We start from the raw sequence: 24,001 nt of genomic DNA on the forward strand, positions 1-24,001 counted from the left end.
CAATTGCGACATTTCGTACCGCCGATTAGGCTCCGACCAATATTTCAGACGAGAAGTGGTAGTATCTTCGCCACCGTTGCCGCAGCCTCTGCCGCGATCTCGGCGCACTTGGCGACATCGTTAGACTTCTCGTCGAGTTCCTTAATTGATTCGCAATCCTGCAAAGAAACTGCTTGGCGTAGTTAAGGACCCGGCTAAGCGTCGGTTTTGCTCTGCGGCATTGCTTTATAAGCAATGTAGGCGGTCTGACTGACCGCCATTATTCCGATGAACCCGGCGTCGAGCGGTGGAAAGATTAATACCGGTCCGGGTCCATTTCCCGGAATCGAAGTCGCCCGCAATAGGACGGCACCGACGCTCACTGCATAGACAATAACTAACACAATCGTGAAGAAGAACTGCTGTACTTTGCTGAAATCGACTCGATCGGAGTTGCCCTTGTCGTCGCCGTAGAAAATGTCGCGCCACGGGTGTTCATTCTCCGGATTTACATCTAAGGCATCGTCCTTAGTACCGAGGACCAGAGGCGCTGCAACGAAAGAGCCTGTCGATATGCCGAGAAGAATCCAGAGTTCTTTTGGAATACTCAGATCGAGGGCGTGGGGCTGACCCCACATCGCGTTAAGCGTGCCGTAAGTGATCGCTGCCGAGATGACGAGGATCGACCACACGACCAACTGCAGGCGTGAGAGGCTGATTTTGTTGCGTTGATCGATCAGGACTCCGCGCCAGTCGTTGAGTGGGGGCAAGCGGCCGATGACGGCAAAACACTGTATCAATAGGACGATCGTAAGCAGTAAAGGTACCAGTGCCCATCCGCTCGGCGAACTCTCGTCGCTCGTGAGATATCCCGCTGCGACATTGACAAGTGCGATTAGAAGCAACAATAGGCCGAATTGCCATTTCGGGCTCATACTTGCGACCCATGCTTCAGAGACACAGTATCAATTGAGTGCCTTCGCAAAACCAGGCAGTGGTCCGCCTCTGTTTCGAAGGAGGTGAGGGGCGGCCTCATAGGTCGCAAAAAATGCTGAATGGGTCCCATCGAGCGTCTCCCCGCAGTTAGTTGCTATATCGAAAAATATCACAATCTGTCGCGCCTCGAGGTTTTCTTAAATCGCCTGCTCTACATCGGCCAGTGTTACCATCTCATCCTCTCCTGGCAAAGTTGTCCGTTCATTCAATACGGTTGCTGCCAGTCTGGCTTATACCGTCAGCACGAATCCATTGAATTGGCCCTATCGGCCGGTGTCACGCGGCAACCGACTCGCCCGCTGGTACGCCAGGTGCGCAGCTTTTGCGAAAGTGCGCCTCCGATGATTTTGGCTCGCCAGAATAGACCTTGGCATAGTGGTGCACGACCTCTTTGGCAAGGCCCTTTGCTTTTTCCCATCGCCGCCCTGAACCCGCCTCGACTTTACGCCAGAGAATGGGGATCGTGCGGCGATGTTCCACCTCGCGGGCATTCAGACGCCGCTGTCGCAAGTCGTCGGAAAACTTCCCGCGCAAGAACCGATAGGCGACCAGCTCGCTTAAGAGGATTGCGCAGGTTTCCTCGGCTTGCGTGGATTCGAATTCGACAAGATCGCGGATTGCCTTGCGGCCGCTCTCCAACCCGAGGAACTGCATGTAGATCACATTGCGCAAGACACAACGCCGCGCATTGTTATCGCCAGCCGTGCCCGCCGATGGCTGTGGCATATCCTTCAATTTGCGCAGCCCATCTCGGACGACCTTCATATAAGTGTAGAAAGCAGTCACATTTGTGACGACGTCTGCCTTCAGTTGCTGCGTGGTTGCACGAATCAGCAAGTGCTGACATGCAGTGACCGTGCAAGCCTGAGAGTAAAAATTAGGGATACGGACTGGGCTTCCCCCTATTGCGGCGAGTGCAAGTCGACGGCGGCTTGATGTCCTACGGACCGGATCTCGATGAGAGTTTTGACCGCGTGGCAGCCCTTGTCGACCGCATTCTCAAAGGAGCCAAGCCCGCGGAGTTGCCATGCGAAGAACCAACGCTCTTCCGTTTTGCCCTCAACCTGAAGACAGCCAAGTCAATCGACATCGATGTCTCGCCGTCACTGGTCGCGCGTGCCGACGAGGTTATTGAATAAGGCATCTCACGTCGGCTTATGGCACAACGCGGAACTACCTACATGCTTGCCATTACTTCCGCGCACAAGGGTAGAGCGGACATTGAATCGCCAGTGCGAGCGGGGTCCAATTTCTGAGTGCGCGACCTGGCTGACTGCGAGCGGGCGCACTTCCTTTCGGCTTGCGCCAGATCCGCGCGCTGGAATCCAATTATGCAGATTTAGGACCCCGCGAATTGGCGGCCCATCTGGCCAGCGTTGATGTCGCTGAGTAGCCTTTGGCCACGCGAGCCCAGCTACAGTTGCATTGGAAGAGGCATCGCAGTTACCTCGCCCTATTTCAAACAACTGCATGGCGCTGTTTGCAATCCGTTTGCACTTTGCTAGGGCACATCGGGCGTTCGATAAGCGTTCTTGCGTCCGAGGTGCTCGCTAAGTTGCTGAAATTGCGAATCGCCCTGGCGGAGGGGGTGGGATTCGAACCCACGGTACCCTCGCGGGTACAACGGTTTTCGAGACCGCCCCGATCGACCACTCTGGCACCCCTCCGCGGGAGGCGATATCGGTCCTGGATTTGGCCGGGGGCAAGGCGCTGCAACAGCGCCCGGCATTCGCGCGCCAAGGCACGCGAGGGGCGGGAGACTAGCCCAAGCGGCATGCCGTCAGCAACACCGATCGGCGTATCGCGCACCCTTACTCATTGCCCGACCTCGTGGTGCAAGCGTTGATTGGCTCATTGTCATTCCGCCCGGCCAAGCCTTGACACCCCGGCGAAGCCGAGTATAGTGCCGCGTTCCTGCGCACGGGGCGGCTTGCCTCCCGTGCCTGTTTTTGTCTCCTACTTCTGGTTTTGGCCATGTACGCAGTCGTAAAGACCGGCGGTAAGCAGTATCGGGTTACCGCAGGCGATGTCATTCGCGTCGAGAAATTGGCCGTTGAGGCTGGCTCGTTCATCGAGCTCAAGGACGTGCTGATGCTCGCGGCCGAGGGTGCTACGACACAGATCGGCACCCCGCGCATCGAGGGTGCGGTCGTCACGGCCTCGGTACTCGAGCAACTTCGCGACGACACGGTGATCGTCTTCAAGAAGAAGCGCCGCCACAATTATCGGCGCAAGAACGGCCATCGCCAGCATCTCACAGTCTTGCGCATCGCCGAGATCGTGGCCCCCGGGGCCGAACGCAAGGTGGCGGCATCCGACGTGAAGCCAGCTCGCCCCAAGAAAGTCGCCCCACCGGCACCTCCACCGGTCGTGGCACCCGATGCAGAGCCCGCACCGGAGCAGACGAGCGCTAAAAAGCAGCCTGTGAAGGCGAAGGCAAAATCCGAATCGCCCGCGAAGGCTGAGGCAGCGCCGAAGCCTCGCGCTAAGGCAGCGTCCAAGGCAGGGGCGGCCAAGGCGGATGCCGGCAAGCCGGCCGCGAAGAAGGCCGCCAAGGGCAAGAAGAAGTCCGAGGAGTAACGCGTCATGGCACACAAGAAAGCAGGCGGCAGCTCCCGCAACGGCCGCGATACCGCGGGCCGGCGGCTTGGCGTGAAGAAGTTCGGCGGCGAGATCGTGGTCCCCGGCAACATCCTCGTGCGCCAGCGCGGCACCAAGTTCCACCCTGGCAAGAACGTCGGCATGGGCCGCGACCACACACTTTTCTCGCTGACTGAAGGTCATGTCGAGTTCCGTGAGAGTGCTGGCGGTCGCACCTATATCTCCGTGAAGCCGGCAAGCTGAACGCTTCCCTCCAAGTTGGAGGCGGCGACCCAGGGGGGAATGGCTGGCCATCCCCCCTTTTTAATTTCACACGGCTTAGTAGGCCGGCCGGATTTTCGAGGCTCGAGCCATGAAGTTCCTCGATGAAGCAAAGGTCTTTGTGAAAAGCGGGGACGGCGGACCCGGCTGCGTCGCGTTCCGGCGCGAAAAATTCATCGAGTTCGGTGGACCGGATGGCGGCGATGGTGGTCGCGGGGGCGACGTCGCCGCCGTCGCGGTCGACGGACTCAACACGCTCATCGACTACCGCTACCGCCAGCACTTCAAGGCCCCGCGCGGCATGCCTGGATCGGGGCAGAACCGCACGGGTGCGTCGGGAAGCGAGGTCGTCCTGCGCGTCCCGGTCGGAACTCAAATATTCGAGGACGGCAGGGAAACCCTCCTTGCCGACTTCACCGCAATCGGCCAGCGCGTCATCCTCTGCAAAGGCGGGGAAGGTGGTTTCGGCAATGCCCACTATAAAAGTTCAACGAACCGGGCGCCGCGCCGGGCCGATCCAGGCTGGCCGGGTGAGGAACGCTGGATCTGGCTGCGCCTGAAGCTCATTGCGGACGCAGGGCTCGTCGGCTTGCCGAACGCGGGCAAGTCCACCTTCCTCGCCGCAGTGTCGCGTGCAAAGCCTAAGATTGCGGACTATCCCTTCACCACCTTGACGCCACAATTAGGTGTGGTGCGCTTCGGAGAGGCGGAATTCGTACTCGCCGATATACCGGGCCTTATTGAGGGTGCGTCCGAAGGGCGGGGCCGCGGCACGCGATTTCTCGGCCATGTCGAGCGCTGCGGTGTCCTGCTTCATCTCGTGGACGGCACACTCAAGGACGTGAAGGCCGCCTATCGCACCGTGCGTCAGGAACTCAAACATTATGGCGGCGGCCTTGATCGGAAACCCGAGATCGTCGCTCTCAACAAGTGCGATGCACTCACACCAGAGGAGATCAAGACCAAGAAGGCGGCCCTCGGGCGCGTTTCAAAGCGCAAGGCCGTGGCTATTTCGGCGGTCGGCGGCACGGGTGTGAAGGAGGTGCTTGGCCTGCTATTGAACGAGGTCGAAGAGCATCGCACTTCGCTCTCTGCGAAAGAAAAAACGGCCAACGAAGCAGTCCCCGCGATTGAAGACGTCGAGCCGTGACGGAGGCGAAGAGTCCTCGCCTCGAGGACGCCAAGCGCCTCGTGGTCAAGATCGGTTCGGCACTGCTCGTGGACGAGGACACCGGGAAGCTGCGGCGCGCCTGGCTCGACTCACTTGCCGACGACGTTGCGCGCATGCGGGCCCGCGGTCAGGAGGTCCTCATCGTTTCATCCGGCGCGATAGCCCTTGGCCGACACCAGCTTGCCATCACGGGCCGCAAGCGCAAATTGACCCTTGAAGAAAAACAGGCTGCTGCCTCGGTTGGGCAGATCGGCCTCGCTCATGCCTATCAGGAAAGCTTCGCGCGGCACGGCAGGGCGATCTCGCAAATCCTGGTGACCTTGCGCGACACGGAGGAATGGCGCCGGCATTTGAACGCGCGCAACACGCTCGGAACATTGTTGCGCCTCGGCGCCATTCCGGTGATCAACGAAAACGACACCGTCGCCACCGAGGAAATCCGCTTCGGCGACAACGACAGGCTGGCGGCACGGGTGGCACAGATGATCAGCGCCGACACGCTTATTCTCCTCTCCGACATCGACGGGCTCTACGAGGCGGACCCACGCCGTAAACCCGATGCAGCGCATATCGCCCTCGTGGAGAAGATCACCGACGCGGTCGAAGCCATGGCGGGCTCAGCGCGCCTTGGCTACAGCTCGGGCGGCATGGTGACCAAGCTTGCAGCCGCCAGGATCGCGACGGGTGCGGGTGCCCGCATGGCGATTGCGTTGGGGCGACAGGCGCACCCGCTCGCAGCCCTCGAAGACGGTGCTCGCTGCACGTGGTTCCTGCCCTCGACGAGCCCGCTCACCGCCCGGCGCCAGCTCATTGCGACCGCACTCAAGCCCACGGGCTCGGTCACAGTCGACGCCGGTGCCGTCAGGGCGCTCGAAGCCAACAAGAGCCTTCTCCCGGCGGGCATCGTCGGGGTCGAGGGTGCGTTCGAGCGCGGTGACGCCATTCTTGTGCGCGACGGTGCCGGTCGAGAAGTGGCGCGCGGCCTTTCGGCCTATTCAGCGGCCGATGCACGCCGCATCATGGGTCATAGGAGTGCTGAGATCGAGGCGCTTCTTGGCTATCGGGGCCGAGAGGAGCTTATCCATCGGGACGATCTCGTACTGCGTTGAATACGCCGGCCGCGGGCTTGCACGGTCGCATGCTGGAACCTTGCGTGAATCTGCGTTAGTTTTGCGCAATCAGGATCGCAGGGCCGAAAGGAGCCGCACGAGTTGAGCGCCGTCAAGTCGATCGAGCGAAGTGATCTTGAGTCGCAAGACGTCGCTGCGATAGTGCGGGCGGTCGGTGCGCGCGCGCGTCTGGCTGCGCGTGAACTTGCGCAGGCGCCGTCGTCCCACAAGGAGGCCGCCTTGCGTGCCATGGCCGCGGCGATCCGATCGGGCAAAGCAAGGATCCTTCAGGCGAACGCCCGCGATCTTGACGAGGCCGGGAGCGCGGATAAGACACCCGCCTTTGTCGATCGGCTGAGGCTCGATCCTGCGCGCGTCGAAGGGATGTCCGCGGGCCTAGAAGCGGTCGCGATCCTGCCGGACCCGGTGGGCCAAGTGATCGCCGAATGGGACCGGCCGAACGGTCTTCATATCGAGCGCGTGCGGGTCCCCCTCGGCGTTATCGGCATCGTGTACGAGGCACGACCGAATGTTACGTCCGATGCTGGGGGGCTTTGCCTCAAGGCGGGCAACGCGGCGATCCTGCGCGGCGGCTCCGAGAGTTTTCATTCCTCGTGCGCGATCGTCGAATGCATGCATGAAGGACTCGCGGCAGCTGGGCTGCCGACCGCGGCGATCCAGCTCGTGCCGACGCGCGATCGCACGGCGGTCGGCGAAATGCTCGCCATGACGGACTCAATCGACGTCATCGTGCCGCGCGGCGGCAAATCCCTCATCGAGCGCGTGCAGCGGGAAAGCCGAATTCCCGTGCTCGCCCATCTCGAGGGCAATTGCCATGTCTATGTCCATAGCAAAGCAACCGTTGCAATGGCGCGTGAGGTAATCGTGAATGCGAAGATGCGCCGCACCGGAGTGTGTGGCGCTGCGGAAAGCGTCCTTGTCGACCGTGCAGTCGCCAAGAGCCACTTGCCTCCGGTGATCGAGGCGCTTGCCGCGGCGGGATGCGAGATTCGTGGAGACGCCGAGGTAGGCACCCTCGATCCCCGCGTGACGGCGGCGAGCGAAGCGGACTGGTCGACCGAATATCTCGACGCGATCCTTTCGGTCAAGATCGTGGGATCGCTTGACGAAGCGATTGGGCACATCAATCGTTACGGCTCCCACCACACGGATGCGATTCTGACCGAGGATCCAGTAGCGGCCGAGCGATTCCTGGCCGAAGTCGACAGCGCCATCGTGCTCCACAACGCTTCGACCCAATTCGCGGACGGCGGGGAATTCGGCATGGGGGCGGAGATCGGTATCGCCACGGGCCGCCTCCATGCACGCGGCCCTGTCGGCGCCGAGCAGCTGACGACGTTCAAATATCGCATCCGCGGCACAGGTCAGACGCGGCCTTGAGTCGATACCCGGCCTCCGCTTCCACGCGCATTGCGGCATTCCGGGCCGTCCAAGGAGGGCGGCGGCGCGTTGGACTCCTAGGCGGCTCATTCAACCCCGCCCATAGCGGCCATCGCCATATCAGCCTTCTCGCCCTCAAATACCTGCGCTTGAACGAGATTTGGTGGCTGGTTTCGCCGCAAAACCCGCTCAAGCCGAGATCGGGCATGGCGCCCTTCGCGGAGCGCCTCGCGGCGGCCCGGCGAATTGTCGCGCGTGATCCCCGCATCAAGGTGTCGGATCTCGAGGCCCGCCTCGGCACGCGCTATACCGCTGACACGGTCGCAGCCCTCAAGCGCCGTTACCCTCGTCATAACTTCGTTTGGCTCATGGGTGCGGACAACCTTTCGCAGATCGTCCACTGGCAGGCTTGGGCGAAAATATTCACGGAACTGTCCATTGCAGTTTTCGATCGTCCCACCTACTCTTTTAGAGCGTTGGCTGGAAAAGCCGCGCGCCGTTACTGGCGCTTTCGCGTGCGGCAGACCCTGGCCAAACGGATTGCCGAGCTTGGGCCGCCGGCGTGGGTGTTTCTTCACATCCCTCTGAACAAGGTCTCGGCGACCGCAATCCGGGCAAGGGGCACGGTTAATACGACGCGATTGAGGAAAGGAGACAGAAACCATAGCACGACGCAAAGTGAAGTCGCTCACCCCGACTGAGGCGCTTTGCCGCCTGATCGAGCGCTCGCTCGACGACGACAAGGCCATCGATCCGGTGCTGATCAGCCTCGAAGAAAAATCGGCCTTTGCCGATTTTCTGGTCATCGCATCGGGATCGTCGCAGCGGCAGGTGGGTGCGATGGCCGAGCATCTCGTCGAGAAGCTCAAGGCCGCTGGGATCCGGACGATCCACGTCGAGGGGACCAAACACGCAGACTGGGTCCTGATCGACGCAGGCGATGTGGTCGTCCACCTCTTCCGCCCCGAAATCAGGGCATTTTACAATCTCGAGAAGCTCTGGGGCCGGGAAGCGCCGGCCGCCGGGCACGGCGCGGAGCTCATCGCTTGAGCTAGTTGCGCCAAACGCCATTGACCGGCAAGCCGTCCCCGCGCTACTCCCGCGGGGTGAGGGGATTGCGTGTCCATGTGATCGCAGTCGGCCGGGCCCGGGGCGGACCCGAGCGCGATCTATATGCTCACTACATGCGCCGTCTCGCTTGGACCGTGAGCCTCAAGGAGATCGAAGTGCGCGGCAGGGTGGCCCCCGCCGATCTCAAGGCGAGGGAGGGCGAGCTTATCCTTGCCGCCCTTCCCGCCGATGCCAAGGTTGTCGCCCTTGATGCGCAGGGCTTGACGCTTTCGAGCGAAGCTTTCGCCAAAAAGCTCCAGAGCTGGGGCCTCGCGGGTACCGGGCAAGTCGCGTTCGTGATCGGTGGTGCCGAGGGGCTCGACGAAGCGGTCATCCAACGGGCCGACCTCCACTTCTCACTTGGCCGAGTCACCTGGCCCCATCTTCTCGTCCGAGCCCTTTTGGCCGAGCAGCTTTACCGGGCGCAACAAATCCTCGCCGGACATCCCTACCACAGAGGTTAACGGCTGGAACGCGTATCGCCTTGAGTGCAAAACACTTTTTTGAGAAGCTCGATTGCCCTATATAAGCAACATGACTGAATTTCGCCGCCCGCGTCCTATCGTCCTCTGCATCCTTGACGGTTGGGGCCATCGCACCGAATGCCAGGACAATGCGATCTGTCAGGCGCACATGCCCGTGTGGGATCGGCTGCTTCGCGAATGTCCATTTGCGCTTCTCGATGCCTCCGCCCACGAGGTCGGTCTTCCCGAAGGCCAAATGGGCAATTCCGAGGTTGGGCACATGAATCTGGGTGCCGGCCGCGTCGTAACACAGGACTTGCCCAGGATCGATCAAGCGATTGCCGAGGGCTCACTCGCAAAGAACCAGCAGTTGGGTCACTTCATTACCAAGCTCAGAGGCAGCAAGGGTCGCGCTCATCTCCTTGGCGTGCTCTCGACCGGCGGCGTGCACGCGCACCAAGACCATATCGCCGCCCTGGCAAGGATCATCGCCGACGCCAGCGTGCCCGTGGTCGTGCACGGCTTCCTCGACGGCCGCGACACGCCGCCGCGCAGCGCACTTGGCTTTCTCGAGAAATTCGAACGCGATATCGCCGGCCGTGGCGACATCACGATCGGCACGGTCGGCGGCCGCTACTACGCCATGGACCGCGACAAGCGCTGGGACCGTGTCGAGCTTGCTTACGATTCGATCGTCCTGGGTGCTGGGAAGCGCGCGCCGGATGCGATAAGTGCGGTCAAAACGGCCTATGCGCGCGGCGAGAACGATGAATTCGTCCAACCGACGGCGATCGGTGGCTATCGCGGAATAGCCGACGGCGACGGCCTCATCATGGGTAATTTCCGGGCCGACCGCGCGCGTCAGCTTCTGACCGCGCTGGTCGATCCCGACTTCGATGGTTTCAAGCGCACGCGGTTCGTTAAATTCGCAGCGGCCGCTGGCCTCGTCGAGTACTCCGAACCGCTCAACCGCTTCCTCACGGCACTCTTCGCACCCCAAGACTTGTCGGAGACGCTCGGCGAGACGATCGCGAGGGCGGGTCTCAAGCAACTGCGCATCGCGGAAACCGAAAAATACGCTCATGTCACATTCTTCTTCAACGGAGGTGCCGAGGACCTGTTTCCCGGTGAGGAACGTGTTCTAATCCCCTCGCCCAAGGTTGCGACGTACGATCTAAAGCCGGAAATGTCAGCGAACGAGGTGACCGACAGGCTCGTCGACGCGATTGCAGGCGCCAAGTTCGACTTCGTGGTCGTTAATTATGCCAACGGCGACATGGTGGGCCATACCGGCATTCTCGACGCCGCGATCAAGGCCGCGGAGACCATCGACCGCTGCCTCGAGCGGCTCGAAGCGGCAGTCAAGAAGGCGGGCGGTTGTCTGCTTATTACCGCCGACCACGGAAATCTCGAGGAAATGCGTGATCCCGCGACGGGGCAACCCCAAACCGCGCACACCATGAATCCCGTGCCGATCGTGCTCGTCAATGCGCCCGCCTCAGTGGTGTCGCTGGCGCATGGCCGCCTCGCCGACGTTGCTCCGACGATTCTGGCGCTCATGGGACTTCACAAGCCAAGTGCCATGACCGGGCATACGCTGCTTCGCCCGGAACATGCGGTGACGGCCATCGAACCGTTGACAGCAGGTCGACGTGCCTCGGCGTGAGCTGGGCATTGGATCGATTTTCCTCGCGGCCCTCGCGGTGACCGCACTATCCGGCCTTGGCGCGACCTCTGTCGCCGGTCAACCGGCAACCAATCCGGATACGGACACCGTCGGCATGACCCTTAAGGAAGTGGAAAGCGCCCTCCAGCGCGAAAGGACGCGGGCGGGCGAACTCGACGAACAGGCCGGCAACATCTCAAAAGATCTCGAGCAAGTGCGTGCGCAGATGATCGAGGCGGCGAAAGCATCACAGGAGCAGGAGGCGCAGATAACCGAGCTCGAGGCGACACTGGACGAACTGCGCGCATCGGAGGACGAGAAAACAGCGGCATTTCACGAGCGTCGCACGCAACTCTCAAAGACGCTCGGTGCTCTCGAGCGTCTCTCCCTCTACCCGCCCGAGGCCCTCGCGGCATTTCCCGAGAGTCCCGTCGACACCGTGCGCTCGGCCCTTCTCTTGCGTGCAGCAGTTCCCGCCGTCGAGGCGCAGGCAAGCAAACTTCGCTTCGATATCTCCGCTCTGCAGAAGGTACGAGCGCAGATCGTCGCCGAGCGCAGTGCGCTCGAATCGGCAAAGCAGCGGCTCGCAAGCGATAATCTCCGCCTTGCCAGTCTCTTCGGGCGCAAGGACCAACTCTATCGAGAAACCGAGGTCGCGCGGCGCGCGGCCGAGGATCATATGAACAAGCTTTCATCTCAAGCCCGGGATTTGCGCGACCTTATGGACCGAGTTGAGGCCGAGCGGGCCCGGCGTGAGGCGGCGGAACGGGCGCGTGCCGGGGAATTGGCGCAAGTCAGTCCGGTACTGCCTCCCGCCGAATCATCGCCCAATATGGGGAGCGGGAATACGAAGCTCGCCTCCATCCCGGCCGATCAGGCGCCCGCGATCCGGCAAATAAGCACGGCACAAGGCCGGCTGACGCTACCGGCCCGAGGCCAAATCGTTAAGGAATTTGGTGTAAACGAGGAATTTGGGAATATTAGCAAGGGGATAACGCTCCGGACCCGGCCGGGAGCCCAGGTGGTAGCGTCGTTCGACGGTCAAGTCGCGTTTGCGGGACCTTTTCGAGGCTACGGGCAAATCTTGATCATCGAACACAGCGAAGGCTATCATACGCTGCTCTCGGGCTTGTCGCGGATCGATGTGGCCGCAGGTCAATGGGTTCTGGCAGGCGAACCGGTAGGGATCATGGGGTCGGGCGAGAGCGGTGGCCCCGAATTATATGTAGAGTTACGTCGCAATGGCCGGCCTATCGATCCTTTGCCTTGGCTGGCGCTTCACAATGGTAAGGTAAGCGGATGATGCGTCATTTCATGATGGCGACCGCAATGGCTGTCGCCCTGGTATTTGCTCCCCTCTTCGTCTCGGCCCAGACGGCCGGCACAGCCGGAAATTCCGGCGCTGGCAACAATGCCGAAACGTATCGAGCGCTCAGCTTGTTCGGCGATGTGTTCTCCAAGGTCAAGGAGGACTATGTCGAACCGGTCGACGACGACAAGCTGATCGAATCGGCGATCAACGGCATGTTGACGTCGCTCGATCCGCACTCGAGCTACCTGAACGCCAAGAGCTTCCGCGACATGCAAATTCAGACCCGCGGTGAGTTCGGCGGCCTCGGCATCGAGGTCACCATGGAGAACGGGTTCGTCAAGGTCGTCTCGCCGATCGACGACACGCCTGCGGCACAGGCGGGTCTCAAGCCAGGTGATTTCATCGTCGGCCTCGACGGCGAACCCGTGTTGGGGATGACGCTCGAAGATGCAGTCGAGAAGATGCGCGGTCCGGTTAATTCGACGATCAAACTGACGATCCGCCGCGAAAAGCAGGAACCGTTCGACGTCACGCTCAAGCGTGCGACGATCAAGATACAATCCGTCCGCTCGCAGATCATGGACAATGTCGGCTATATCCGCATTTCGTCCTTTAGCGAGCAGACTGACGAGGGCGTCAAGGCCGCGATGAAGAAGTTCAAGGACACGCTCGGCAAAAAGCTCTCTGGGATCGTGCTCGATTTGCGTAACAATCCGGGCGGACTTCTCGATCAGGCCGTCGCCGTGTCGGATGATTTCCTGGACCGTGGCGAGATCGTGTCGACCCGGGGACGCCGCCCCGAGGACGTGCAGCGCTTCAATTCCCATGGACACGATCTCGTGGCGGGAATTCCCATGGTCGTCCTGATCAATGGGGGCTCGGCATCGGCATCGGAAATCGTTGCGGGCGCTTTGCAGGATCACCATCGCGCGGTACTGCTCGGCACACGATCCTTCGGCAAGGGTTCGGTGCAGACCATCGTACCGCTCGGCAGCCACGGCGCCATGCGGCTTACGACGGCGCGTTACTACACGCCCTCCGGCCGGTCAATCCAGGCGCGTGGCATCGAACCGGATATCCTGGTCGATCAAGCGAAGATCGAACGTGTGGCGGAGCCTGATATCCGTAGTGAGCGCGACCTCAAGGGAGCACTTACCAATGACACGCCCGGCGGAGGGCCGAATTCCGGCGAGACTCCGAAGGGCGAAACCGCGCCGAGTGGCGACCAAAGCAAGGCCAAACCCGAGGGGACTGGCGATGACGCCAACAAGGACGCCAATGGCGATAAGGCGCTCGACGCCCAAGACTATCAACTCGCTCGCGCGGTCGATCTTCTGCGTGGTATGGCCCTCTTTCAGGCGAAAGTGACGAATTGAGGGCACGGGGTTGAGCGGCCGGCTGCAAGGGCGGAAGCGTGGATGAGGGAAGCGAGAAAGAGGGCAAGTTCCCGAAGCTGAGTGCCCTTGGTGCGACGGCCACGGTGCTCGCTCTCCTCTTCGTCGGCTTAATTGCGTGGGCATGGTTCGCCGGCACGCCGGAGGTGGAACCACCTGCGGTAATGGGGATGGTTGGGACCAATTCCGGGGTGGTCGTAGCGCTTCCGGCGGCCGTTCCACCACCCACCTCTGCCGAATCCCATGTAACACCCACCACGGAGGCGGCCCAACCGGTCGCCCCGTCCGCCGCAGAGAATGGCGGAACCACGGCTCCACCCACGCCAGAGCAAGCGAACGCACCAGCACCCGCACCCCCAACCGCACCGGTTACTGAACAGACGGCGGTGGCACCCGTCGCAGCGACACCCCCTGCGCCGACGCCACCTGCCCCCGACGCATCACCCCCTGCTGACGCCGCCCCGCCTGCAGCATCTTCGCCCGCAACGTCCCTAAGTGCCGCCGTCCAATCGAATGCGAAGCCGCCGGAACCTTTTGAGGAGATTGCACTCGTCCCGGCGCCGGTTCCCGATCTCACCGAGCAAACTCGCGCCGGCCTCCTGCCCCGCGTCGCTTCGGATGGACGTGAACCGTGGCAAGTCTACGCCCGGCCATTCGATCGCCGCGACGCGCATCCCCGCGTCGCCATCGTGATCGGGAATCTCGGAATTTCGAGTGCTGCAACCGAAGCGGCGATCGGTCAGTTGCCGGGGGGCGTCACTCTTGCCTTTTCGCCCTATGCGACGCGGCTCGACCAATACGTTCCTCTGGCGCGCGGTGCGGGGCACGAAGTATTGCTCGGCGCTCCGATGGAGCCGGTAAGCTATCCCGCAAACGACCCAGGCCCCCAAGCGCTCCTCACCACACTTTCACCGGCTGAAAACCTCCAGCGGCTGACTTGGCAACTCTCCCGCTTCACGGGTTATGTCGGGGTTACGAACTACATGGGATCGAGATTCACCGCATCGGAGCGCGATATACGCCCGATACTCGAGGAGCTTCACAAACGGGGTCTTCTATTCTTCGACAGCCACTCCGCCGGAAGCAGCGTGGCCGGGCGAATCGCGGCCCAGATCGGAATGCCGACCGCATCGAACGAGCGTTTCATCGATACCGAACCCTCGCGCGCCGCGATCTCCCAGGCGTTGGCCGCAGTCGAGGAGGAGGCGAAGCAAAAGGGCAGCGCCATCGCAATGGGATTCCCCTACAACGTGACAATCGAGCGCGTGGCCGCATGGACAAAAACACTTGCCGACGCAGGCATCGCGCTTGCACCCGTATCGGCAATGGTGAGCGATGACAAGAAAGCCAACTGACACCGACACGGCCGTTGCGGAGGGCCAGCCCTATCGCAAAGGTGTGGGGATCATGCTCGTGAACGATCGGAACCTCGTCTTCGTGGGACGCCGCGCCGACACGCCGGGCGAAGCGTGGCAGATGCCCCAGGGTGGCATCGATCGCGGAGAGACGCCGCGGGAAGCGGCGTTGCGCGAGCTCGAAGAAGAGGTCGGGACCGACAAGGCGGAGATTCTCGCCGAAAGCCAGGATTGGCTTGCATACGATCTGCCGCCCGCAGTGCGCCCGGAGGCATGGGGCGGGCGGTATCGGGGGCAGAAGCAAAAATGGTTCCTGTGCCGCTTCCTCGGCACCGATGCCGACATCGATCTCGAACGACACCACGATCGCGAATTCACCGCTTGGCGCTGGGTCGAGCCTGCCTCGCTGCCGCGCTTCATCGTCGCCTTCAAGCGAGAGCTTTATGAGGCGGTACTTCGCGAGTTCAGCACCTATTTGCACTGAGCCGGCCGCAGCGTTCCTGCTGGTCCCGCCGGGGCGATTGTGCTAACCCGACGAAGTGGCCTGGACATATATGGTAACGCTCAGATCGGCGGCTGCGAAAATGCGCTCGACGGATCGCGGGGAGTGAGATGAAAAGTCTTTGGTCCGACGACGATAGCAAGACAGCAGTCGCGCGATACGGCGACAAGGGAATCGGCGAGGATTTGGCGCTTCGCGTCTACACGACCCGCCTCCTTGGTGGCGAACCGCGGCTCGTCCTCCACGGTGGGGGCAATACCTCCGTCAAGACCGCGGTCAAGGACCTTTTGGGCGAGATCGTCGATGTTCTCTGCGTGAAGGGCAGCGGATGGGATATGGGCGGGATCGAGCCCGCGGGCCTGCCCGCCGTCCGGCTCGCACCCCTTTTGCGCCTCCGTAGCCTGGTGTCGCTAACGGACGAAGAAATGGTCAACGTCCAGCGCAGCAACCTCCTCGACAGCACGGCCCCCAATCCCTCGGTCGAGACGCTCCTCCACGCGTTCCTGCCGCACAAATTCATCGACCACACCCATGCGAATGCCGTTCTCGCGATCAGCGACCAGCCGGACGGCGATGCCATCTGCCGCGAGGTCTACGGATCGCGCGTGGCCATCGTCCCCTACATCATGCCGGGCTTTGCGCTGGCGAAAGCCGCAGCCGAAGTTCATGAAGCACACCCGGACGTCGAGGGGTTGGTGCTCCAGAAGCACGGCATTTTCTCGTTCGGTGCGAGTGCGCAAGAAGCCTACGAACGCATGATCGCCCTCGTGACTCTGGCCGAGGTGCGGCTTGAGCGCGGCAATAATCGCAAGTTCAAGGTCGCGGCCCTGCCGAAATCCGTCGCGACCGCGGCCGAGATCGCGCCGATCCTGCGGGGCCTCTCGGCCCTTCCTGTCAAACCAGAAAGCGGGGTGTACAGGCGATTCGTCATAGCGTACCGCAACGGTTCGGACGTACTCAACTATGTGAATGGAGCCGAACTGTCGCGCTATAGCCAGCAAGGGGTCGTCACACCCGACCATGCAATTCGCACCAAGCCGAAGCCGATCGTCCTGCCAGCGCCGGTCGCGGGCGGCCTCGATCGCTTCGCCGACGCGGCGCGCGTCGCATTCGACACCTACAAGGCCGACTATCACGCCTATTTTGTGCGCAACAATGCGATCTCCGACGTGAAACGCAAAGAGCTTGACGGCGCGCCGCGCGTGGCACTCGTGCCCGGTGTCGGCGTCTTCGGGTTCGGAGCCTCCGCCAAAGATGCGCGAATTGCAGCCGATTTAGCCGAGACGACGATCGAGGTCATCACAAACGCCGAACGCATCGGTCGGTTCGAGAGTATTCGCGAGTTCGACGTCTTCGATATGGAACATTGGTCGCTCGAGCAGGCGAAGCTCGGCAAGAGTGCCGAAAAGCCCCTACAGCGCCAAGTCGTGGCGGTCACGGGTGGGGGAAGCGGCATCGGTGCCGCCACCGCGGCGGCGTTTGCCGCGAAAGGTGCGGAGGTCGCGGTCATCGATCGAGACCCGGCGCTCGCCGAGGAAGTTGCCCGAAAAATCGGCGGATTCGCGATAGTGTGCGACGTGACCGATCGCGCACAGGTCGCGTCCGCATTTGAACGTGTTGCGGAGACCTATGGCGGGGTGGATGTCGTCGTCTCGAATGCGGGCGCTGCTTGGCAAGGCCGCATCGGTGAAGTGACCGAGGCGATATTGCGTGAGAGTTTCGAGCTTAATTTCTGGGCGCATCAGTTCGTCGCACAGCAGGCAGTGCGCATCATGAAAGTCCAGGGAACCGGGGGCTGCCTTCTTTTCAACACGTCGAAGCAGGCTGTCAATCCAGGTCCCGATTTCGGCCCCTATGGGCTTCCGAAGGCGGCTACGCTCTTTCTCATGCGGCAATACGCCATCGACTACGGCAAGAGCGGCATTCGCTCGAACGCGGTCAATGCCGACCGGATTCGCTCGGGCCTGCTCAATGACGAGATGATCGCGGCACGGGCCAAGGCGCGCGGCGTCAGCGAGCGGACATACATGGCGGGCAATTTGCTCGAGCGGGAGGTGACAGCGGAAGACGTGGCGCAATGCTTCGTGGCACTGGCACTCGCCGAGAAAACCACGGGCGCGGTGTTGACCTGCGACGGCGGGAACGTCGCCGCGGCGCTGCGATGATCGCGATGAACCCCTTCGAGCTTCGTGTCCCCGCATCCGAAGGGCTGCCGCTCGTCTATGACTCTCCCCACAGCGGGCGTTACTACCCTGAGGATTTCCGCTTCAAGCCGCCGTTGCGGCTGATGCGCCGAGGCGAGGACGCCTATGTCGACGAACTCATCGCCGATGCGTCGGCACGGGGGGTTACGGTGCTCCTCGCGAACTACCCGCGCGTCTATGTCGATGCCAACCGCGAGCACGACGACATCGATGAATCACTGCTTGCCGAGCCGTGGCCCGGAACCCTTCGTCCGACCGGGAAATCGCGCCGAGGACTCGGCCTCATTCGCCGCGACATTGTGCCAGGCGTCGAGGTTCACGCGGAGAAACTTACGGTCGCCGAGGTCAAACGTCGACTCGACAATGTCTATTGGCCTTATCACCGGGCACTCCGCGCCGAACTCGACCGCGCCAAGACGCGCTACGGATTCGTCTGGCACATCGACTGGCACTCGATGAAATCTGTCGGCAACCGAATGACTCCGGACGGCGCGCGCAGGCGCGCCGATTTCGTGATCGGCGATCTCGATGGCGCCAGCGCAGAGCGAGAGCTTGTCGAGTTCATCGTCGGATCGTTGCGCGATTTCGGATACCGCGTCGTTCTCAACGACCCCTATAGAGGTGCCGCGATCGTGCGGCGGAGTGCAGCACCGGAGCGCGGATTTCACTCGGTGCAGATCGAGATCAACCGCGCCCTCTACCTTGATGAAGCGGCGGTCGAGCTGAATGCGGGCTTCGAGAAATTGCGCGCAGATATCGAGGCATTCACGATGCGCCTCGTCGAGGCAGCGAGAGCGCGCGTCTGCTGAGGGTCTTCTTTAGCGACAAGGGCGATCGAGATCTTGCCCGCCGCCCAATTCGTGCGATTTTGACAGTTGACGAGACGGTCGTCGTGGGCCTTCGATCCGCGGTCGGTCAAGGATCACGAGACGTCGACGCGAGCGAGTCGTTCCGCGCGGCTTTGCATGAACCGCGTGGCGAGCTTGGAGAGGCCGTGGCTGAGCCGGCCTTGGGGATTGAGTCCGACCGCCTTGAGGAGCATGGCGATGCCGCGCTCCACATGGTTTGGCCGGTAGTAGCTGTAAGTCCGGCGCACATAGGCGGCCTTGTAACGCCTGCGATCGTAGGGGCCGTCGCCCGCGTGATTCGCCGCGTAATAGGCGAAGGCAAGTTCGTCGTCCTCGGTCTCGAAAAGGCGGAACATCGCCACCCAGAATCGCCGTAACGGTCCGATTCTCTCGCTTTCGATATAGCGGGTGAGGTGCGAGTAGAAGAGCTTGTAGTGCCGATGTTCGTCCGCGGCGATGTGCTTGCAAATCTCTTGGAGCACCGGTTCCTTAGCCGCAGCCGCTAGGGCGGTATAATACGAGCTTGTGCCAACTTCGACCACGCAGCGCGCGATAAGCTCGCCCGTTCGCGTCCCGCGCACGGAGCGGGTTGCCTCGGTCGGGAGCCTGATTTTGCTCGCAAAAAGTTCGAACACGCGGTCGAAATCGTAGCTGGGGTCGGCGAGTTTCGCCCAGCGGGCGAGCGCCTTGCCGTGCTGGACTTCTTCGTTCGCCCAAACCCAGGCCGCTTCCTGAAAGCTCGGGTCGCCCTGAAAGACGCTTTCGAGATAGCGGGCGTATTCGTAGCCGTTATGCTCGACGAGGCTCGCGGCCTTGACGATTTTCAGGATATCGGGATCGACCTTGGCGCGATCGAAGCGATCCCAGGCTATGTCGTCTAGCGACCAGTGTGCCATGCACAGCTCACAGCGCTCGCGTTAGCTTGGTTTCCCGCAACCTGACCACCCACCCAATTATACCGCAGGGCGCTCCCGCCCTGGCAAGGGGAGTTGAGAGGTCGGTGGATAATTCTCGGGTAGGGGGTCAGGCGCTTGCAGCCTTGAGTTTGGCTTCGGCGATGGCGATTTTCGCGGAAACACCGTGTTTTTCGGCCTCGTCCTTGGCGTCCTCCAAGTCCTCGCGCAAACTCTTGAGCTCGGATTCGACCTTCGGGCGGTCGATTTCTCCGACCGGCATGGCGGAATCGGCCAGAACGGTGCAGCGCTCAGGTGTGACTTCCGCGTAGCCGCCCGCGATGAAAATCCGCTCGGTTACCTGCTTTTCGTCGTAAATATCGATCACACCAGGGCGAATCATGGAAAGGAACGGCGCGTGCCGACGGAGCACGCCGAAATTTCCTTCGCTGCCGGGTATCACGACCATCCGGACCTCCTCCGAAAGGAGAAGCCGCTCAGGGCTCACGAGCTCGAATCGTAGTTTTTCTGCCATGGCGCTCGAGTCTCCTCGCGATCGTCCTTCAACCACCGCCCGACGGGTCAGGCCGCCTCAGCGGCCATCTTCTTGGCCTTTTCGATCGCCTCGTCGATCGTGCCCACCATGTAGAACGCAGATTCGGGCATGTCGTCATACTTGCCCTCGACGATGCCCTGGAAGCCTTTGATGGTGTCTTCGAGATTGACGAAGACGCCAGGCGAGCCCGTGAAAACCTCGGCGACGTGGAAGGGCTGAGATAGGAAGCGTTGGATTTTCCGCGCCCGCGCGACGGTGAGCTTGTCTTGCTCCGACAGCTCTTCCATGCCGAGGATCGCGATGATGTCCTGAAGCGATTTGTAAGTCTGGAGAATGCGCTGCACCTCGCGCGCGACCTTGTAGTGCTCTTCGCCGACGATGCGTGGATCGAGCACGCGTGAGGTCGAGTCAAGCGGGTCGACTGCGGGATAGATTCCGAGCTCCGCGATCTGGCGCGAGAGCACCGTGGTCGCGTCCAGATGGGCGAAGGAGGTCGCGGGGGCGGGGTCCGTCAAGTCGTCGGCGGGCACATAAATCGCCTGCACCGACGTGATCGAACCCTTCTTGGTCGTCGTGATCCGCTCCTGCAGGGTACCCATGTCGGTCGCGAGGGTGGGCTGATAGCCGACGGCGGAAGGAATTCGGCCGAGAAGAGCAGACACTTCCGAGCCCGCCTGCGTGAAGCGGAAGATGTTGTCCACGAAAAAGAGCACGTCCTGGCCCTCGTCATCGCGGAAATATTCTGCAACCGTAAGGCCCGAGAGGCCGACGCGCGCCCGCGCACCGGGCGGCTCATTCATCTGGCCGTAAACGAGCGCCACTTTCGAGCCCGGCCCATCGAGCTTGATGACACCCGACTCGATCATCTCATGGTAGAGGTCGTTGCCCTCGCGCGTGCGCTCGCCCACGCCGGCGAACACGGAGTAGCCGCCATGGGCCTTGGCGACGTTGTTGATGAGCTCCATGATCAGCACGGTCTTGCCCACGCCGGCGCCGCCGAACAGGCCGATCTTGCCTCCCTTCGCGTAGGGCTCGAGCAAGTCCACGACCTTGATTCCCGTCACCAGGATCTCAACGTCGGTCGATTGATCCACATAGGCGGGTGCGGGCCGATGGATCGGCAATGTCCGCGTCGCACCCACGGGGCCGCGTTCGTCGACCGGCTCGCCGATTACATTGAGGATGCGGCCGAGCGTTTCGGGCCCGACGGGCATGGTGATGGGGTTCCCCGTGTCGCGCACGGTCTGGCCACGCACGAGTCCGTCGGTCGTATCCATGGCGACAGTGCGCACCGTGCCCTCGCCGAGATGCTGGGCGACCTCGAGCACGAGACGGCGATCGGGGATATCGACCTCGAGTGCGTTCAGAATCATGGGCAGGTCGCCCTCGAAACTCACGTCGACGACCGCACCCATGATCTGTGTGATCGTGCCGACAAGGTTTTTGGCCATTCTGTTCTCCACTCTCTAGCCAGTGTGCACGCTTCGCCGAAACGTGATCGTATCCGATGACCTGTTCTCGGTGATGCTATTGCGTCACCGATCCCTCCCTCAAGGGGAGCGGACTTGCTGGGGGATCAATCGCCGGACCGATCATGATCTAAATCGCCTCCGCGCCCGAGATGATCTCAATGAGTTCCTTGGTGATCGCGGCCTGACGCGTACGGTTGTAGTTGAGCGTAAGTTTGTTGATCATATCGCCCGCGTTGCGGGTTGCGTTGTCCATCGCCGACATACGTGCCCCCTGCTCGCTCGCGTTGCTCTCGACGAGGGCGCGATAAATTTGCATCGCGACATTGCGCGGAAGGAGATGGACAAGGATCTCCTCCTCCTCGGGCTCGTACTCGTAGACGGCCGTCGGCCCTATCGGTGCAGCCTCGGAGGCGGGCGCCTCCGGCGCCAGAAAGGGCACGATCTGCTGACGCGTGACGATCTGCACGATGGCCGATTTGAACTTGTTATAGACTATGGTGCAGGCATCGAACTCGCCCGCCGCGAACATCGCGCTGATGCGCTGGCCGATCTGGTCGGCGGTTTCGAAAGTCGGGCGAGGGCGCGAGGCATCCTGAATAGTATCGACGATCATCGCCGCGTAATCGCGGCGGAGCTGGTCCCGACCCTTACGGCCGACACAGAGAATCTTGACAGTGTTTCCCTGCCCCACGAGCGCGCGAATGAGCCTCCGCGACTCACGCACGATCGAGGAATTGAAACTGCCGCAGAGGCCTCGATCCGCGGTCATCACAACGATGAGGTGCACGTCGCTCTTGCCCGTGCCGACCAGCATTTTGGGCGCACCGGGGCGATTGCGCATGCTGGCGGCGAGCGAGCGCAGCATCGCTTCCATGCGCTCGGCATAGGGGCGAGCGGCCTCCGCCTGTTCCTGCGCGCGCCTCAGCTTCGCCGCCGAGACCATCTTCATGGCCGACGTGATCTTGCGCGTCTGTTTGACGCTGCTGATGCGCTGTCTCAGGCTCTTAAGGCTCGGCATCCCTCGCGTTCCCTGGGGTGATCGGGTTTGTCAGGCTCAGGCGAGACCCTTGACGACGTTCTCGATGATGCCCTTGAGACTCTCCTCGGTCGCGGGCTTGATCTCGCGATCGTTGCGGATGGCCTCGGATACCGCCTTGCCACCCCCCCTGAGCTCGGAGAGCAGCGAGCTCTCGAAGCGGCGGATATCGTCGATCTTGATGTTGTCGAGAAAGCCGCGCACGCCGGCGAAGATCACGGCCACCTGCTCCTCGACGGGCATCGGCTGATACTGGTCTTGCTTTAGAAGCTCGGTCAAGCGCGAGCCGCGCGCGAGGAGTCTCTGCGTCGAGGCGTCGAGATCCGAGGCGAATTGCGAGAACGCGGCCATCTCGCGGTACTGCGCAAGCTCGAGCTTGATGCGACCGGCGACCTGCTTCATCGCCTTGATCTGGGCGGCCGAGCCGACGCGGCTCACCGAAAGGCCGACATTCACGGCCGGCCTGATTCCGGCATAGAAAAGATCGGTTTCGAGAAAAATCTGTCCATCCGTGATCGAGATCACATTGGTCGGAATATAGGCCGACACGTCGTTCGCCTGGGTCTCGATCACCGGCAGTGCGGTGAGCGAGCCGGAGCCGTGCTTGTCGCTCATCTTCGCTGCCCGCTCAAGCAATCGACTGTGGAGATAGAAGACGTCGCCTGGATAGGCTTCGCGGCCCGGCGGGCGGCGGAGCAGGAGAGACATCTGGCGGTACGCGACCGCCTGCTTCGAGAGATCGTCGTAGAAGATCACGGCGTGCATGCCGTTGTCACGGAAGTATTCGCCCATCGTGCAGCCGGTATAGGGGGCGAGATATTGAAGTGGCGCTGGTTCGGATGCGGTCGCGGCGACCACGATCGAATATTCGAGCGCACCGAAATCCTCGAGCGTCTTGACGAGCTTCGCCACACTCGAGCGCTTCTGGCCGACCGCCACATAAACGCAATAGAGTTTGCGCTTCTCATCGCCCGAGCTGTTTATGCCGCGCTGGTTGATGATGGTATCGATGGCGATTGCGGTCTTGCCGGTCTGACGGTCGCCGATGACAAGCTCGCGCTGGCCGCGCCCGATTGGAATCAGGCTGTCGATCGCCTTGAGCCCGGTTTGCATCGGTTCGCTCACGGACTTGCGGGGAATGATTCCGGGCGCTTTGACCTCGACGCGCTTGTTCGTCACGTCCTTGAGGGGACCTTTGCCGTCGATGGGGTTACCGAGGGCGTCGACGACCCTGCCAAGCAGCCCGCGGCCGGTCGGCACCTCGACGATGGCGCCGGTGCGCTTGACGACTTCGCCTTCCTCGATGGTGCGGTCGTAGCCGAAGATCACGACGCCGACATTGTCGGTTTCGAGGTTCAGGGCCATGCCCTTGATGCCGCCCGGAAACTCGACCATTTCGCCGGCCTGGACCTTGTCGAGGCCGTGGACGCGCGCGATGCCGTCGCCGACCGAAATGACCTGACCCACCTCGGCCACGTCCGCCTGGGCGTCGAAATTGGCGATCTGCTGTTTCAGAATTGCGGAGATTTCCGCGGCCCGGATTTCCATCAGCCAACACCTTTCATCGCAAGCTGTAGCCTTTGCAGTTTGCTCCTTAGCGAGCTATCGACCATCCTCGACCCGACTTTTACAACGAGACCACCGACGAGAGCCGGATCGACTTTGAGATTG

24 protein-coding genes and 1 tRNA gene are annotated in these 24,001 nt (G+C 61.9%); 16 read left to right on the forward strand and 9 right to left on the reverse strand.

The window, feature by feature from the left end:
* Positions 1 to 194 precede the first annotated feature (194 nt).
* Together VEJ16_15955 and VEJ16_15960 are read right to left on the reverse strand one after the other, a co-directional pair.
* Positions 195 to 914, reverse strand: a complete 720-nt coding sequence (locus tag VEJ16_15955; protein ID HYB11157.1) for a hypothetical protein — start codon at positions 912 to 914, stop codon at positions 195 to 197.
* 337 nt (positions 915 to 1,251) lie between these two features.
* Positions 1,252 to 1,812 (reverse strand): hypothetical protein, encoded by a 561-nt coding sequence (locus VEJ16_15960; GenBank protein HYB11158.1) that lies wholly within the window; start codon positions 1,810 to 1,812, stop codon positions 1,252 to 1,254.
* A gap of 98 nt (positions 1,813 to 1,910) precedes the next feature.
* Between VEJ16_15960 and VEJ16_15965 the strand changes: the two genes are divergently transcribed.
* Positions 1,911 to 2,114 (forward strand): ABC transporter substrate binding protein, encoded by a 204-nt coding sequence (locus tag VEJ16_15965; protein HYB11159.1) that lies wholly within the window; start codon positions 1,911 to 1,913, stop codon positions 2,112 to 2,114.
* A 438-nt stretch (positions 2,115 to 2,552) separates the two neighbouring features.
* Here VEJ16_15965 and VEJ16_15970 read toward each other — a convergent pair.
* A tRNA-Ser gene (locus VEJ16_15970) sits at positions 2,553 to 2,642 on the reverse strand.
* 307 nt (positions 2,643 to 2,949) lie between these two features.
* Here VEJ16_15970 and rplU point away from each other — a divergent pair.
* The 15 genes from rplU to VEJ16_16045 all read left to right on the forward strand — a co-directional run bounded on the left by rplU (position 2,950) and on the right by VEJ16_16045 (position 18,334).
* Positions 2,950 to 3,555: a 50S ribosomal protein L21 gene (gene rplU, locus VEJ16_15975; protein ID HYB11160.1), complete on the forward strand. Its 606-nt coding sequence runs from the start codon at positions 2,950 to 2,952 to the stop codon at positions 3,553 to 3,555.
* Positions 3,556 to 3,561: 6 nt separating this feature from the next.
* Complete coding sequence (rpmA, locus tag VEJ16_15980) at positions 3,562 to 3,819, forward strand: 50S ribosomal protein L27 (GenBank protein HYB11161.1); 258 nt, start codon at positions 3,562 to 3,564, stop codon at positions 3,817 to 3,819.
* A 109-nt stretch (positions 3,820 to 3,928) separates the two neighbouring features.
* Positions 3,929 to 4,987, forward strand: a complete 1,059-nt coding sequence (gene obgE / locus VEJ16_15985) for a GTPase ObgE (GenBank protein ID HYB11162.1) — start codon at positions 3,929 to 3,931, stop codon at positions 4,985 to 4,987.
* Positions 4,984 to 6,117 (forward strand): glutamate 5-kinase, encoded by a 1,134-nt coding sequence (proB, locus tag VEJ16_15990; protein ID HYB11163.1) that lies wholly within the window; start codon positions 4,984 to 4,986, stop codon positions 6,115 to 6,117. The genes obgE and proB overlap by 4 nt, the downstream gene beginning before the upstream one ends.
* Before the next feature lie 120 nt (positions 6,118 to 6,237).
* The gene (locus tag VEJ16_15995; protein ID HYB11164.1) at positions 6,238 to 7,518 is read left to right on the forward strand and encodes a glutamate-5-semialdehyde dehydrogenase; all 1,281 of its coding nucleotides are present in this window, start codon (positions 6,238 to 6,240) and stop codon (positions 7,516 to 7,518) included.
* Positions 7,515 to 8,219, forward strand: a complete 705-nt coding sequence (locus tag VEJ16_16000) for a nicotinate-nucleotide adenylyltransferase (protein HYB11165.1) — start codon at positions 7,515 to 7,517, stop codon at positions 8,217 to 8,219. Before VEJ16_15995 ends, VEJ16_16000 begins: the two co-directional genes overlap by 4 nt.
* A complete protein-coding gene (gene rsfS / locus VEJ16_16005; protein HYB11166.1) occupies positions 8,197 to 8,568 on the forward strand; it encodes a ribosome silencing factor in 372 nt (123 codons plus the stop codon). The genes VEJ16_16000 and rsfS overlap by 23 nt, the downstream gene beginning before the upstream one ends.
* Positions 8,569 to 8,633: 65 nt before the next feature.
* Positions 8,634 to 9,092, forward strand: coding sequence for a 23S rRNA (pseudouridine(1915)-N(3))-methyltransferase RlmH (rlmH, locus tag VEJ16_16010; GenBank protein ID HYB11167.1), 459 nt, complete (start codon positions 8,634 to 8,636; stop codon positions 9,090 to 9,092).
* Positions 9,093 to 9,162: 70 nt separating this feature from the next.
* Positions 9,163 to 10,758, forward strand: a complete 1,596-nt coding sequence (gene gpmI, locus VEJ16_16015; GenBank protein ID HYB11168.1) for a 2,3-bisphosphoglycerate-independent phosphoglycerate mutase — start codon at positions 9,163 to 9,165, stop codon at positions 10,756 to 10,758.
* On the forward strand, positions 10,745 to 12,061 hold the full coding sequence (locus VEJ16_16020; GenBank protein ID HYB11169.1) for a peptidoglycan DD-metalloendopeptidase family protein: 1,317 nt from the start codon (positions 10,745 to 10,747) through the stop codon (positions 12,059 to 12,061). Before gpmI ends, VEJ16_16020 begins: the two co-directional genes overlap by 14 nt.
* 26 nt (positions 12,062 to 12,087) lie before the next feature.
* Positions 12,088 to 13,446, forward strand: coding sequence for a S41 family peptidase (locus VEJ16_16025; GenBank protein ID HYB11170.1), 1,359 nt, complete (start codon positions 12,088 to 12,090; stop codon positions 13,444 to 13,446).
* 38 nt (positions 13,447 to 13,484) lie between these two features.
* Positions 13,485 to 14,819 carry a divergent polysaccharide deacetylase family protein gene (locus VEJ16_16030; protein ID HYB11171.1) on the forward strand — a complete coding sequence of 445 codons (1,335 nt, stop codon included), beginning with the start codon at positions 13,485 to 13,487 and terminating at the stop codon, positions 14,817 to 14,819.
* Positions 14,800 to 15,303: an RNA pyrophosphohydrolase gene (locus VEJ16_16035; GenBank protein ID HYB11172.1), complete on the forward strand. Its 504-nt coding sequence runs from the start codon at positions 14,800 to 14,802 to the stop codon at positions 15,301 to 15,303. The genes VEJ16_16030 and VEJ16_16035 overlap by 20 nt, the downstream gene beginning before the upstream one ends.
* Before the next feature lie 128 nt (positions 15,304 to 15,431).
* On the forward strand, positions 15,432 to 17,486 hold the full coding sequence (locus tag VEJ16_16040; GenBank protein HYB11173.1) for a bifunctional aldolase/short-chain dehydrogenase: 2,055 nt from the start codon (positions 15,432 to 15,434) through the stop codon (positions 17,484 to 17,486).
* A gap of 5 nt (positions 17,487 to 17,491) precedes the next feature.
* Entirely contained in the window at positions 17,492 to 18,334 is an 843-nt protein-coding gene (locus VEJ16_16045; GenBank protein HYB11174.1) for an N-formylglutamate amidohydrolase, read from the forward strand.
* A 113-nt stretch (positions 18,335 to 18,447) separates the two neighbouring features.
* Here the strand turns inward: VEJ16_16045 and VEJ16_16050 are convergent, their stop codons facing one another.
* From VEJ16_16050 to VEJ16_16075, 6 genes are all read right to left on the reverse strand, one after another.
* Positions 18,448 to 19,269 (reverse strand): ferritin-like domain-containing protein, encoded by an 822-nt coding sequence (locus VEJ16_16050; GenBank protein ID HYB11175.1) that lies wholly within the window; start codon positions 19,267 to 19,269, stop codon positions 18,448 to 18,450.
* A 127-nt stretch (positions 19,270 to 19,396) separates the two neighbouring features.
* A complete protein-coding gene (locus VEJ16_16055; protein ID HYB11176.1) occupies positions 19,397 to 19,801 on the reverse strand; it encodes a F0F1 ATP synthase subunit epsilon in 405 nt (134 codons plus the stop codon).
* Positions 19,802 to 19,848: 47 nt separating this feature from the next.
* The gene (atpD, locus tag VEJ16_16060) at positions 19,849 to 21,273 is read right to left on the reverse strand and encodes a F0F1 ATP synthase subunit beta (GenBank protein HYB11177.1); all 1,425 of its coding nucleotides are present in this window, start codon (positions 21,271 to 21,273) and stop codon (positions 19,849 to 19,851) included.
* 148 nt (positions 21,274 to 21,421) lie between these two features.
* Complete coding sequence (locus tag VEJ16_16065) at positions 21,422 to 22,312, reverse strand: F0F1 ATP synthase subunit gamma (protein ID HYB11178.1); 891 nt, start codon at positions 22,310 to 22,312, stop codon at positions 21,422 to 21,424.
* A gap of 36 nt (positions 22,313 to 22,348) precedes the next feature.
* Positions 22,349 to 23,878 carry a F0F1 ATP synthase subunit alpha gene (atpA, locus tag VEJ16_16070; protein HYB11179.1) on the reverse strand — a complete coding sequence of 510 codons (1,530 nt, stop codon included), beginning with the start codon at positions 23,876 to 23,878 and terminating at the stop codon, positions 22,349 to 22,351.
* The coding region (locus tag VEJ16_16075) for a F0F1 ATP synthase subunit delta (protein HYB11180.1) at positions 23,878 to 24,001 on the reverse strand (124 nt) is incomplete at its 5' end. The genes atpA and VEJ16_16075, both read right to left, overlap by 1 nt.

The organism is Alphaproteobacteria bacterium, from assembly GCA_035625915.1.
Taxonomy (GTDB): domain Bacteria; phylum Pseudomonadota; class Alphaproteobacteria; order JACZXZ01; family JACZXZ01; genus DATDHA01.

Coding starts and splice junctions, on each gene's coding strand:
- VEJ16_16035 (HYB11172.1), top strand. CDS start 14,800: ATGACAAGAAAGCCAACTGACACCGACACGGCCGTTGCGGAGGGCCAG.
- atpA (HYB11179.1), bottom strand. CDS start 23,878: ATGGAAATCCGGGCCGCGGAAATCTCCGCAATTCTGAAACAGCAGATC.
- VEJ16_15965 (HYB11159.1), top strand. CDS start 1,911: ATGTCCTACGGACCGGATCTCGATGAGAGTTTTGACCGCGTGGCAGCC.
- VEJ16_16055 (HYB11176.1), bottom strand. CDS start 19,801: ATGGCAGAAAAACTACGATTCGAGCTCGTGAGCCCTGAGCGGCTTCTC.
- rplU (HYB11160.1), top strand. CDS start 2,950: ATGTACGCAGTCGTAAAGACCGGCGGTAAGCAGTATCGGGTTACCGCA.
- VEJ16_16040 (HYB11173.1), top strand. CDS start 15,432: ATGAAAAGTCTTTGGTCCGACGACGATAGCAAGACAGCAGTCGCGCGA.
- VEJ16_16025 (HYB11170.1), top strand. CDS start 12,088: ATGGCTGTCGCCCTGGTATTTGCTCCCCTCTTCGTCTCGGCCCAGACG.
- VEJ16_15955 (HYB11157.1), bottom strand. CDS start 914: ATGAGCCCGAAATGGCAATTCGGCCTATTGTTGCTTCTAATCGCACTT.
- VEJ16_16065 (HYB11178.1), bottom strand. CDS start 22,312: ATGCCGAGCCTTAAGAGCCTGAGACAGCGCATCAGCAGCGTCAAACAG.
- VEJ16_16045 (HYB11174.1), top strand. CDS start 17,492: ATGAACCCCTTCGAGCTTCGTGTCCCCGCATCCGAAGGGCTGCCGCTC.
- atpD (HYB11177.1), bottom strand. CDS start 21,273: ATGGCCAAAAACCTTGTCGGCACGATCACACAGATCATGGGTGCGGTC.
- gpmI (HYB11168.1), top strand. CDS start 9,163: ATGACTGAATTTCGCCGCCCGCGTCCTATCGTCCTCTGCATCCTTGAC.
- rpmA (HYB11161.1), top strand. CDS start 3,562: ATGGCACACAAGAAAGCAGGCGGCAGCTCCCGCAACGGCCGCGATACC.
- VEJ16_16050 (HYB11175.1), bottom strand. CDS start 19,269: ATGGCACACTGGTCGCTAGACGACATAGCCTGGGATCGCTTCGATCGC.
- obgE (HYB11162.1), top strand. CDS start 3,929: ATGAAGTTCCTCGATGAAGCAAAGGTCTTTGTGAAAAGCGGGGACGGC.